Genomic DNA, 12,375 nt, shown 5'->3' with positions numbered 1-12,375 from the left:
CGCGAACTTCCGCAGCGCGACGATAGCCCTCCACGACATTCCACAAAGAACATCTCGGAGATATTGATGAGAAAGAAAGTTGGTCAGGTCGCTCTGGTCGTTTCGGGCTTCGGCGTGATGCCGCTTGCCGATGGCGCCTTGGCGCAAACTTCGTCGTCGCGCTCGACGAACCTGCCTCCGATCGAGATCCTCGAACCGCAAGCGCGTCAGCGCGCAGCGAGCCGGCCTGCGAGCACAGCCACAAATCCGCGCCGGGTGGCGTCCCGTCCTCGCGCGCGGCAAGCCGAGGCGCCCCCGTCAGTCTTCCCCACCCCCGGGGTGCCGCAGACCGGAACGGTCGGACAGCCGCCGGTCCCCTATGCCGGTGGCCAGGTCGCCAGCGGTGCGCGCCTCGGCCTGCTCGGCAACACCTCGATCTTCTCGGCGCCGTTCAACATCACCAGCTTCACCTCCAAACTGATGGAGGATCAGCAGGCACGGAGCATCGCCGATGTCGTGTCGAACGATCCGTCGGTTCGCAACGACGCCCCCCCGTTCAGCGAGCGCGACTCGTTCTTCATCCGCGGATTCTCGGTGACCAACCTCGACACCGCCTATGACGGGCTGTTCTATCTGGCCAATCCGCGGCGGAGCTTCCTCGAGGGCATCGAGCGGGTCGAGATCCTCAAAGGCCCGAGCGCGCTGCTCAGCGGCGGCACCGCCCGCGTCGGCGGCACGATCAACCTGATCCCGAAGCGGGCCGGTGACGAACCGCTGACGCGCCTGACGACCGGCTGGATGAGCGACTCTCAGTTCTGGAACCACATCGATGTCGGTCGCCGTTTCGGCGACTTCAAGGAATGGGGCGTTCGCTTCAACGGCTCCTACCGCAATGGCGATACGCCGCTGGAGCTCAATTCGGTCGAGGTCGGCGTCGCCTCGCTCGGCCTCGATTATCGCAGCGAGGACTTCCGCGCCTCGCTGGACCTCAACAGCTCGGTCCAGCACATCAATGCCCCAACGTCGCTGTTCAACTCGGCGGCGCCGAACATCGTCATCCCGCCCGCGCCGAACGGCCGCATCAACACCGCGAGCAAGGACGAGTACATCGACAGCCGCTACAAGATGATCGCCGGACGCGCCGAATACGACATTCTGCCGGACACCACGCTGTATCTTGCCGGTGGCGGCAGCATCTACAATGAAGATTTTCTCACCTCGTCCTACCGGATCACCAATTACAACGGGACGGCGACCAACACGCTCGCAATCCAGCCGCAGGAGCTGCAGGGCTATACGGGTGAGATCGGGCTGCGGTCGAAGTTCAGGACCGGCGTGATCGGCCACCAGCTCAACATCTCGGCAGTGGAGGCCAACAACGAGCTGTATCGCGGCGGAACGCTCGGCTTTAAGTCGTACAGTTACGCGACCAACATCTACAATCCGGTCCGCCCATTGCCCGGGGCTTTTCAGACCAGCGGATTCGCGCAGTCCGACGACCGGCCGCTGCTGTCGCGGCTGACCGCTCGCAGCGTCGCGGTCTCCGACACGCTTTCATTGTTCAACGACCGGCTGCTTCTGACCCTCGGCGGCCGTTGGCAGGACATCGCACTCAGCGGCTTCGTGACCGCGGCAGGGCCAACGCAGGGAACCCGATCGTCCTACTATAACGAAGCCCGCTTCAGCCCTGCTGTGGGCGCCGTGATCCGCGCGACAGATGAACTGTCGATCTATGGAAACTATATCGAAGCGCTCGACGCCGGACCGACGGCGCCCGGGACGGCGCGAAACCCCAACACGGTGTTTCCACCAATGGTCAGCAAGCAACAAGAGGTCGGCGCCAAGTATGATTTCGGCTTCGTGGCGCTGACGGCCTCACTGTTCCAGATCGAGCAGCCCAGTGCCTACACCGATCCCACCACCAACATCTTCTCGGTGGACGGGCTGCAGCGCAACCGCGGTGCCGAATTCAACATCTTCGGCGAGCCCTTTAAGGGCGTCCGACTGCTGGGCGGTATCGCCCTGATCGATGCCAAGCAGGTATCCAGTATCGGTGGCCGCTACAACGGCAACGACGTGCCGGGCGTACCGACCACCTCGCTGACCCTCTACGGCGAATACGATCTGCCAGCCTGGATGGCTCCGGGCGTCACCCTCACCGGCCGCGTCATCCACACGGCCGATGTGTTCTATGATCAGGCCAACACGCAAACCGTGTCCGACTGGACGCGGGTCGACCTCGGCGCCCGCTACACCTTCGTGGCCCCGAACGGCAAACCGGCGGTCCTGCGCGCCACCATCGAGAACGTCGCAGATACCGCCTATTATCTGTCGGCTGCGCGCGGCTATCTGGCCGTCGGCGCACCTCGCACCTACATGGTGTCGGCAACCTTCAACTTCTGATCGCCGATCGTGCGGCGCGCGGTTCAGCGACGCCGTGCAAACAAAACGAAACGGCTCAGGCAGCGCCCCGCCTGAGCCGTTCATCAATCAAGCAACATCGAGATCGTGCATGAACTCATCCCCGCCCTCCGGCCCACAAACGACCCGCGCCTCCGTGCCCACGGCCCACGCCAGCCGTTATCTGCAGCAGCTCTGCAAGCACTGGGCGCACAAATTCGAAACCGAATTCGATTGGACCCAGGGCCGGATTTCTTTGCCGCTGGGAGAGGCTCGGCTGACCGCCACGTCCGACGCTTTGATGATCGATCTGACCGCGACCAATGCGGCCAACATGACGACCTTCCAGCAGGTCGTCATCAGCCACATCGAACGCTTCGCGTTCCGTGAAGAGCTTTGCTTCATCTGGAAATAGGGCAATAATGGAGTATGCTAATTAGTTACGGAACCGTGTGCTGTTAACGTGAGCGTGACATCGCACCGTGATCTACACCCCCGCCCCTGAAGATGCCCGACTGCCGCCGGTGCGGATCAATCTGCTGTCGGACACCCAGACCCAGCCCAGCGCGGCGATGCGAGAGGCGATGGCGCGGGCACCGGTGGGGGACGAACAGATCGGCGCCGATCCGACCGTGAACGCGCTGTGTGCCCGGGTTGCCGATCTGCTCGGCAAGGAAGCCGCGGTGTTCATGGCGTCCGGCACGATCTGCAATATCGCAGCGACGCTGGCGCATTGCCGAGCCGGTGACGAAATCCTCGCGCACGAAACGTCGCATGTGGTCTCGCTGGAGGGCTGCACACACGCGGCGCTCGGCGGCTTTCAGATTCACCCGCTGGCGGGCACAGGCGGTCAGTTCTCGGCCGACACGCTGCGAGCGGCACTGCATCGGCCTGACCGGCATCAGGCAAGGCAGAGCTTGGTGTGCGTCGAGCAAACCACCAATCTCGGCGGCGGCACGGTGTGGCGGACGTCGGCGCTCGGCGACATCGCGGCGCTGGCTCGCGCCAACGGGCTCGCCACCCACATGGACGGCGCCCGCCTGATGAACGCAAGCGTCGCCAGCGGTGCATCGCCCCGGCAGATCGCCGCGGGTTGGGACTCGGTATGGATCGATTTCAGCAAAGGTCTCGGCGCGCCACTCGGTGCAGTATTGGCCGGCTCGAACGACTTCATCGACCAGGTTTGGCTGTGGAAACAACGGCTCGGCGGCTCGCTGCGCCAGGCCGGCATTTGCGCGGCCGCTTGCCTCTATGCGCTCGACCACAATGTCGATCGGCTCGCTGACGATCACGCCAATGCCAGGCTGCTCGCAGCGGGTTTGTCGCAGATTGGCGGCGTGACGGCTGAACCTCCCGAGACCAACCTAGTCTATTTCGATATCTCAGACGCGGCATTGTCGAATCAGGCATTCGTCGACGCGCTGCGCGCCGATGGAGTGCTGATCTCGATCCTCGGCGGCCGGCTGCGGGCCTGCACGCATCTCGACGTCACGCCCGCCATGATCCAAGAGGCGCTCAAGGTGATCCGCAACGTGGTGGAAGGCGACACGGCGGCCCGGATCGGCCGCCGCGCACAGGTCTGAGCCGTCAGGCCATCGTGCTGGCGCGCACCACCGTGGTGTAGGTCCGCTCGATCAACTGCAGCGCGCCGCGATAGCCGACATAAGCGCGCGACAGCACCACCTCGTCGGTGCACGGATAGCCGATCTCGACCAGCGGCGCGCCGATCTCATCGGCCAGCGCCGCCTCCCAGGTCGAGCCGAACACGATCGGCAGTTGGCCGGTGAAATCGGTCGCGCGCACGATCTGATGGATGCGCTTGCCATCCTGCTCAAACACGGCCTCGGCGCCGGAATGCTCGGCGAGCGCGCGGTACTGCTTCTGGATCGTCTCGCGCAGCTCCTCCGGTGGATTTTCGCTGATCACGAACGGCCCCGGATTGAGCCCGAGTTGCTCGACCAGGAAGCTCGCCACCGCGAGATTATAGGCGCTTTCGCTGACCACGATCGCCTGCGACGGCAGCCGGTACTGGCTGGTCGAGCCGGCATAGAAGCAGGCGAAGTCGCGCAAGTAGACGTAGTGCTCCTTTTCCTCCTGCGCGATGAACGCTTCGGCGCGTACCCGATCGAGGCCCGCGAACTCCACCACCCGGCGCAGGAACGCGCTGGTCGCCTTGGCGCCGATCGGGATCGTCGGCTCGTGCAGGAACGGCTGGCCATAGAGATCCTCGAGATGCGCCGCGGTCGAGAGCCCGAGCCAGGGCGACAGCACCAGATTGAACTGCGCCTTCGGAATCGCGCGCCATTCCGCGACGCCGGCCGATGCCGGGCCGAACAGAATGTTCACCTGGAGGCCGATGCCTTCGAGGATGCGGCGGATCTCGGCGAGATCCCCGCGCCAGAACGGGTTCTGATAGGGCAGCAGCGACCAAACATTGACCAGGCCGTGCTGCAGCGGCGCATCGCCGGCGTCGACGAACTGATCGATGATGGCGCGGATCACCGTCTCATGGCCGGTGAAATTATTGCCGCGATAGCCGCTGGTCTCGGCCACCACGATCGGCACGCCGCGCTTCTGATAGCGACGCACCACGCTGCCGACGTCGTCGCCGACCAGGCCGGGAATGCAGCCGGTCTGCACCACGAACAGATCGGCCTCCATCACCTTCAGCGTCGAGGCGATCAGCTCGTCGAGCCGGTCGGCGCCGCCGAAGATCACTTCCTGATTGCCGAGATTGGTGCTCGGCACGTGGAATTCGCCGCCCTGATAGGCGTTGATGCCGGATAGCGCATGAAACTGTTTGGTGGCGCAGCCAGGCCCGCAATGGGTGATCGGGATCGCGCCGGGAATGGCGATCACGCTCGCGAGCGCGCCGAGGCTGCAGCCGTAGCGCACCTGCTCGATCGCGCCCGGCGAAGAGCAGAACGCACCGGTGGGATCTTGGGCGTTGGTGACGGGAGACAGCATCGATGAACTCTTTCAGGCCGGCTCGGTGATCGGCGCGTAGGGATCGGTCTCTGCCAACCACCAAGGCTGATACGGAAACGAGCTGTGCGCGGCGACGTCTTCGTAGAACCGCTTGCGCGGCAGCACGCGCAGGATCGCGCGGCCGATCGTCAGCAGGCCTTCGTAACCGAGGCCGTCATTGGAATAGAAAATCGGCAGCACCGGAATGCCCATTCGGCCGGCCAGCACCGCCAGCGTGCCGGTGTGTCGGCAGATCACGAAGTCAGGCTTGGCCCGCAGCAGTGCGGCGTGGGCCTGGAAATGCTGATCCGGGCTCACCGTATAGTTCGGAATGTCGCCCCAGGCGTCGACCAGGTGGCCGAGCGAATCCTGCTGCGGGTCACCAGAGTCGGTGGTCGGATCGTGGTGGAACGAGAACGCATCGTCGACGGTGACGCCGAGTTCGCGCAGATCCGTGATCAGCCCGTGCGCGAATGCGGCACCGGCCGCCACGAAGCCACGCTTGCCAGTCAGCGCCTTGCGCAAGCGTGCCAGTTCCGGCGCGATGCGAGCCCGTTCGCTTTCGATCACCGCCTCGACCTTGTCGGAGGTGCCGGTCAGCCGCGCGATGTCGCGCAGCCAGTTGTCGGTGGCGTCCAGCCCATAGGGCAGCGGCGCCCTCACCTCCGGCACGCCGAACTCCTGTTCGAGTCCGGTGGCGAGATACGACAGCACGAAACACATCGTCACCGTCGCCGCGGCTTCCGACATCTGCGCCAGCCGCTCCAGCGTATTGCCGCCCATCACCAGATTGACCCGCAACCCGAGCGGACTCAGTAGCGGCGAGAACACGTCGGGGCCGCCGAGATGGATCACGTTGATCAGGTCCGGCTGCTTGGTTCGCGGATATGGCACCAGCCGGCGCAGGATGCCGTGCTCGATCACATCCCAGCCGCTCGACCAGTGCTTCGATTTGAACCCTTCGCAATGCAGGGTGACGACCGGGATACCGATCTCGTCCTCGACCCGCTTGGCTGCGCCATCGACATCGTCGCCGATGATGCCGGTGGCGCACGAGGTCGCCACGAAAATCACCCGCGGCTTGTGGCGCTCATAGGCGTCGCGGATGGTGTCCTCCAGCCGCGTGACGCCGCCGAACACCATGTCCTGCTCGCCGAGATTGGTGCAGATCGACTTCGGGTCTTCCAGCTTCCAGCCGCGGCGAGCGGCAAGATCGCGGTAGTAGCGCGCGGTGAACGACTGGCTGGCAGCGCAGCCGATCGGCGAATGCTGCACCACCACCGAATCCTGGATGATGGTGGCGTTGGTGACGGCGATGTGCTCGGCGCACATCGACGCCTGGGCGAACGGCGTCGACTGTTCGCACAGCCGGCGCCCCCCGTTCTCGCACCCCTTCGAACAGCCGTAGGTGAAGGCCGAGTCCTTGACCAATTGCTCGGCGCGGCCGTCCCATTGGGTGATGGTGCCGAGCCGCTGGTCGCGGGTTTCGACCTGCGGAGTCTTCAGATTGAGCGCCATGTGCGCCTCGCAAATTCAGGTGGCGTCGAGCGCCTGGGCGATGTCGGCGATGATGTCGTCGACGCTTTCGATACCGATCGAAAGCCGCACGTAGCCCGGCGTGACACCGGCGGCGAGCTGCTTGTCCGGCGCGAGCTGGGCATGCGTCGTCGACGACGGGTGGATCGCCAGACTATGGGCGTCGCCGATATTGGCGACGTGAAACAACAGCTTCAGCGAGTCGATGAAGCGTCGGCCCGCCGTGAAGCCGCCCGGAAGTTCGAAGCCGACCAGCGCGCCGTAGCCGCCTTTCAGATAGGTGTCGGCGCGGCGCCGCGCCTCGCCGCTCTGCAGGCCGGGATAGATCACGTTCGCGACCTTGGGATTCTGCGCCAGATAGTCCGCGATCCGCGCCGCATTGGCAGTCTGCTGGCGGATCCGCAGCGGCAGCGTCTCAACGCCCTGAATCAACTGAAACGCGTTCTGCGGCGACAATGCCGGGCCGAGGTCGCGCAACAGGCCGGCGCGCGCCGCAAACGCATAGGCAACCGGACCGAACGGCCGGGCGATGTCCGGCCAGTTGCGGCCGTTGTAGGAGGGATCGGGGCCTGTGATCAGGCGGTGGCGGTCGGCGAACTCCTCCCACGGGAACTGGCCGCTATCGATGATGACGCCGCCGATCGTGGTGCCGTGCCCGCCGATGTATTTGGTGGCCGAATGTACCACGATCGCCGCGCCATGCTCGATCGGCCGCGCCAGCAGCGGCGCCGCGGTGTTGTCGATGATCAGTGGAATGCCGAAGCTGCGGCCGATGTCGGCGACTTCGCGGATCGGAAACACGTTGAGCTTCGGGTTCGGCAGCGTCTCGCCGAAATACAGCCGGGTGCGATCGTCGGTCGCTGCGCGGAAAGCCTCCGGATCGGACGGATCGACGAAGCGCGCCTCGATGCCGAACTGCTTCAGCCGGTTGGCGAAGAAATTCCAGGTGCCGCCGTAGAGATCCGTACCGGTGACGATGTTGTCGCCGGCCTGCACCAGCGTCAGCACCGACAGCGCGACCGCCGCCTGCCCCGAAGCCAGCGCCAGCGCGGCCGCGCCACCCTCGATTGCGGCCAGCCTCTCCTCCAGCACATGCGCGGTCGGGTTGCCGATCCGCGAATAGACAAACCCGAACTCCTCGAAATTGACCAGCCGGTCGGCGCGTTCGGTGGTCTGCAAATCGAACGAGGTGCTCTGATAGATCGGCACCTGCGTGGCGCCGGTGGCAGGATCGGCGCGAAACGAGCCGCCGTGGAGAGCGAGCGTATCGATATTGCCAGGAAGAAGTGGTTGCACAGTTTGCAGCGACATGAGGTCTTCCTTCGAAATAGAGCTACGGCCTGAAATTAAGCGCGGGATGCCGATCGCTTGCCGCGGGCGATGCGGTGATTGACGGCGCGCGCAGCCGCGTCGCCGAGCAACTGGACGGACTGCACGATGGCGACGAGCACGATCACGACCGCAGCCATCACCTCGGGCATGAAGCGCTGATAGCCGAACCGCACGCCGAGGTCGCCGAGGCCACCGCCGCCGACGGTGCCCGCCATCGCCGAGTAGCCGATCAGGCTGACCAGCGCGACGGTCTGCCCGGCGACGATGCTCGGCAGTGCTTCCGGGATAATCACGCGCACGATGATCTGCAGCGGCGAGGCGCCGATCGCCTCGGCTGCTTCAATCAGCCCCCGATCGACCTCACGCATCGCGGTCTCGGCAAGCCGCGCGAACAGCGGCGTGATCGCCACAGTGAGCGGAACGATCGCGGCACTGGTGCCGACCGAGCTGCCGGCGACGAAGCGCGTGAACGGGATGATCGCTACCATCAGAATGATGAAGGGCGTCGACCGGACCAGGTTGACCACCGTGCCGAGCACCCGATTGAAGATCGGCAGCGGCAGAATGTGGCCCGGCGACGTCACCACAAGCAGGACGCCAAGCGGCAGGCCGAGCGCAGTCGAAACCACGGCCGCGACCGAGACCATGTAGGCGGTCTGTTTAAGCGACTCAACGAGCAGCGCTGTGACGGCGGGCGACAGCAGATCGAACGGCATGACCGATGACTTCCACGACTAATCCGAGGGAGGAAAGATGCGACAGCACGGCGGGCAGCTTGTCGCCGGCCCCGCCCGCCACCAGCGTCAGCACGCCGAGCGGCCGGTCGCCGACATAATCAATCCGCCCGTGCAGAATATTGGGCTGGATGCCGAACACCGACACGAGATCAGCAACGATCGGGTCGTGCGCCGCAGTGCCAGTGAACACGATGCGCAGCACCGGATCGCTGCCGGGCACGGCCTCCGGCAGGAGCTGCGCCGCCACCGGCGGCGGCAATTCGTGCGCCACGAGGCCGGACAGGAACGACCGCGCCACCGCTGATTTCGGAAACGCCAGCACGTCGAATGTCGCGCCCTCCTCCACCACCCGGCCATGATCGAGCACCGCCACGCGGGTGGCGATGTCACGCACCACGTGCATCTCGTGGGTGATCAGCACGATGGTGAGGCCGAGCTTGCGATTGATGTCGCGCAGCAGCGCCAAGATTTGGTCGGTGGTCTCTGGATCGAGCGCCGAGGTTGCTTCGTCGCACAGCAGCACCGACGGATCGAGCGCAAGCGCCCGGGCAATTCCGACTCGCTGTTTCTGACCGCCTGACAATTCAGACGGATAGGCGTCAGCCTTATGTGCGAGCCCGACAAGATCAAGCAACGGCGGAATCCGCCGCGCAATCTCCGCGCGCGGCAGCCCCGCCACCTTGAACGGCAGCGCGACGTTGCCGGCGACGGTGTGCGACGACAGCACGTTGAAGTGCTGGAAGATCATGCCGATATCACGTCGCGCATTGCGCAGAGCACGGCCGCGCAGGCTGGTGATCTCTCGGCCCGAGACGATCACCCGCCCTGCGGTCGGCCGCTCCAGCAGATTGATGCAGCGGACCAGCGTGCTTTTGCCAGCTCCCGACCTGCCGATGATGCCGTGGATTTCGCCGCGACGGATCGTGAGCGAGACGTCGTCGAGCACCGGTCCGGCGGCATCCGAAAATGTCTTGCTGAGATGCTCGATCCGGATCACCGCATCCCGGGAGGCGTCGGCTCCGCCGGCGACGAGGTGAAATTCGGATGGTGGCGGGAGCGCGTTCATCCGATCGGTCACCACGCCGCCAGGATATTGCCGTTGAATTTCGTCGCGATGAATTGCTTTACCTCGGGCGACTGATAGCTCTCGACCAAGGTCTTGACCCAAGGCTTGTCCGCATCCTTGCGAGCGACCCCGATCAGGCAGACGTAATCGGACTGCTGGCTTTCAATCAGCAGTGAATCCCGATTGGGAACAAGACCCGCACTCAGGGCGAAGAACGAGGTGATGACCGAAAAGTCGACGTCTTCGAGCGACCGCGGCAGCTGCGCGGTTTCCATCGCCAGAATCTTCACCTTCTTCGGATTGTCGACGATGTCGAGTTCGGTCGCGCTGAAATTGCTGCCCGGCGCGAGCTTGATCACGCCGCCCGCCTCCAGCAACTTGAGCGCCCGCCCGCCATTGGTGGGATCGTTCGGAATCGAGATCTTGGCGCCGACCGGCAGATCCGCCAGCGACTTATGCTTGCGGGAATAGCCGGCCATCGGCAGCAGGATAGTGCGGCCGACCGAGACGATGTCGAGCCCGCGGTCGCGGTTTTGCTGATCGAGATAGGGCGTATGCTGGAAGGCGTTAGCGTCGAGCTCGCCATTATGGGTGGCAACATCGATCAGCGCACCGTCGGAGAACTCCACCAGCTTGACGTCGAGCCCCTTGGCCTTGGCGATCGGAACCAGAGCCTCGGTGATCTGTGCATGCGGACCGCTGGTGACGCCAACGCGGATGGTCTCGGCGCCGGCAGGATTTCCGGCCCCGATCGCGGCGGCGAGAATGACGGAGAATACGAGCGGTCGCATCAAGATAATTCCCTTCCCAATTTCAAAGATGCCTGCAGGTCTGCGGGCATGGCGATGCCCGCGACCGAGGTCAGCCCAACCGATCACGTGGCCGCCAACATCAACTGCGGCGTCCCGTCGATCATCACCGATGCTAGATGGCGCTCCCTGCGTTTTCAATTTTCGTCAGTAGTAAAGCCATCCAAATTAGCTACTCTGCAGATAAGCTTCTTCGAAATCCACGCGAGATTCGACATCAGGCATCCAATCGGTAATTTTGATCACAACTAAGCTGCCAACGATCGACATCGGCCCGCAGGCGATGCGCGCCGCCTCGGCTTCGAGAACACCGATGCTTTCGGAAGTAGGACCAACTATGAAGCGCATCAGCGAGGAAATAAACCCAACGGACCAACACTGATCGGCAGCACGACCGATGCTATTTTCGCCGAAGCCTCGACAGCATGTCGGCACGCACGCATCATTCGAAGCAGCCGCTATAGTTGGAGCCAATCGATGACAGCCTCGCCCTCACAGCTTCCCGTCCTCGACCTCAGCCGGTTTCGCAGCGACACCGCCGCGCGGGCGGAATTTCTCCGCGATGTCCGCAACGCCGCCTTCGGTCCCGGATTCTTTTACCTTGTCGGTCACGGCATCTCTGACCGGCTGATCCGCGACGTGCTGTTTGCCTCGCGCAACTTTTTTGCACTTCCGGAGGCGGACAAGCTCGCGATCGAGATGATCAACTCGCCGCATTTCCGCGGCTACACCCGCGCCGGCCGGGAATTCACCCGCGGCCAGCCGGATTGGCGCGAACAGCTCGATGTTGGGGCCGAACGCGAGGCGTTCCCGCTCAGCCGGTCGGCGCCGGCCTGGACCCGGCTGCAGGGACCGAACCAATGGCCCGATGCACTGCCGGAGTTGAAGCCGCTGCTGCTACGGTATCAGCAGGAGGTGACGGAGCTGGCGATCAAAGTGCTGCGGGTGTTCGCGGCCGCGCTCGGACAATCCGAAGACGTGTTCGAGCCAATCTACGTGCCCTCGCCCAACCAGCTGATCAAGATCATCCGCTATCCCGGGCGAGCAGCGGACGAGAGCGACCAGGGCGTCGGCGCCCACAAGGATTCCGGCTTCGTCACGATCCTGCTGCAGGACACCGTGGCCGGCTTGCAGGTTGAAACCGCCGACGGCTGGATCGATGCGCCGCCGCTGCCGGGATCGTTCGTCGTCAATATCGGCGAGATCCTCGAGCTGGCCTCGAACGGTGCCCTACGCGCCAATGTGCACCGGGTGGTATCTCCGCCGCCGGACACCGACCGGCTATCGGTCGCGTTTTTCCTCGGCGCACGGCTGGACGCCACCGTGCCGGTGCTGACGCTGCCGCCGGAGCTCGCCGACTACGCCCGCGGCGTCACGCAGGATCCGCAGAACCCGTTGTTCCGCGACGTCGGACGCAACTATCTCAAGGGCCGGCTGCGCTCGCACCCGGACGTGGCCGAACGTCACCATGCCGATCTGCTGGAGGAATATGCGATCAAGCCCGGCCTCGCGGCGGCCTATTAGGCCGCCACAGTCGTTCCGTCTCACT

10 protein-coding genes are annotated in these 12,375 nt (G+C 64.5%); 4 read left to right on the top strand and 6 right to left on the bottom strand.

What is annotated here, in order from left to right:
• Positions 1–66: 66 nt before the first annotated feature.
• The 3 genes from VRZ08_RS07195 (at position 67) to VRZ08_RS07185 (ending at position 3,962) form a co-directional block, all read left to right on the top strand.
• Complete coding sequence (locus VRZ08_RS07195) at positions 67–2,382, top strand: TonB-dependent siderophore receptor (protein ID WP_414532111.1); 2,316 nt, start codon at positions 67–69, stop codon at positions 2,380–2,382.
• A gap of 109 nt (positions 2,383–2,491) precedes the next feature.
• Entirely contained in the window at positions 2,492–2,794 is a 303-nt protein-coding gene (locus VRZ08_RS07190; RefSeq protein ID WP_414532110.1) for a DUF2218 domain-containing protein, read from the top strand.
• Positions 2,795–2,861: 67 nt separating this feature from the next.
• A complete protein-coding gene (locus tag VRZ08_RS07185) occupies positions 2,862–3,962 on the top strand; it encodes a threonine aldolase family protein (protein WP_414532109.1) in 1,101 nt (366 codons plus the stop codon).
• Between the two features lie 4 nt (positions 3,963–3,966).
• Here VRZ08_RS07185 and VRZ08_RS07180 read toward each other — a convergent pair whose 3' ends face one another.
• From VRZ08_RS07180 to VRZ08_RS07155, 6 genes are read right to left on the bottom strand one after another with little or no spacing between them, the layout of a single operon-like run.
• Positions 3,967–5,346 carry a nitrogenase component 1 gene (locus VRZ08_RS07180; protein WP_414532108.1) on the bottom strand — a complete coding sequence of 460 codons (1,380 nt, stop codon included), beginning with the start codon at positions 5,344–5,346 and terminating at the stop codon, positions 3,967–3,969.
• A 12-nt stretch (positions 5,347–5,358) separates the two neighbouring features.
• A complete protein-coding gene (locus VRZ08_RS07175) occupies positions 5,359–6,864 on the bottom strand; it encodes a nitrogenase component 1 (protein WP_414532107.1) in 1,506 nt (501 codons plus the stop codon).
• A gap of 15 nt (positions 6,865–6,879) precedes the next feature.
• Entirely contained in the window at positions 6,880–8,193 is a 1,314-nt protein-coding gene (locus tag VRZ08_RS07170; RefSeq protein ID WP_107355453.1) for an O-acetylhomoserine aminocarboxypropyltransferase/cysteine synthase family protein, read from the bottom strand.
• Positions 8,194–8,228: 35 nt separating this feature from the next.
• Positions 8,229–8,930 (bottom strand): methionine ABC transporter permease, encoded by a 702-nt coding sequence (locus VRZ08_RS07165; protein ID WP_011157914.1) that lies wholly within the window; start codon positions 8,928–8,930, stop codon positions 8,229–8,231.
• Positions 8,884–10,017, bottom strand: coding sequence for a methionine ABC transporter ATP-binding protein (locus VRZ08_RS07160; RefSeq protein WP_319942057.1), 1,134 nt, complete (start codon positions 10,015–10,017; stop codon positions 8,884–8,886). Before VRZ08_RS07160 ends, VRZ08_RS07165 begins: the two co-directional genes overlap by 47 nt.
• Before the next feature lie 8 nt (positions 10,018–10,025).
• Positions 10,026–10,808, bottom strand: coding sequence for a MetQ/NlpA family ABC transporter substrate-binding protein (locus tag VRZ08_RS07155; protein ID WP_414532106.1), 783 nt, complete (start codon positions 10,806–10,808; stop codon positions 10,026–10,028).
• Positions 10,809–11,303: 495 nt separating this feature from the next.
• On the opposite strand from VRZ08_RS07155, the gene VRZ08_RS07150 reads away from it, so the two are divergent.
• Positions 11,304–12,350, top strand: a complete 1,047-nt coding sequence (locus VRZ08_RS07150) for an isopenicillin N synthase family dioxygenase (protein ID WP_414532105.1) — start codon at positions 11,304–11,306, stop codon at positions 12,348–12,350.
• The last annotated feature ends 25 nt before the right edge of the window (positions 12,351–12,375 follow it).

Source organism: Rhodopseudomonas sp. G2_2311 (genome assembly GCF_047501505.1).
GTDB lineage: Bacteria > Pseudomonadota > Alphaproteobacteria > Rhizobiales > Xanthobacteraceae > Rhodopseudomonas > Rhodopseudomonas palustris_H.
This window is presented reverse-complemented; position numbering and strand designations above follow the sequence as displayed.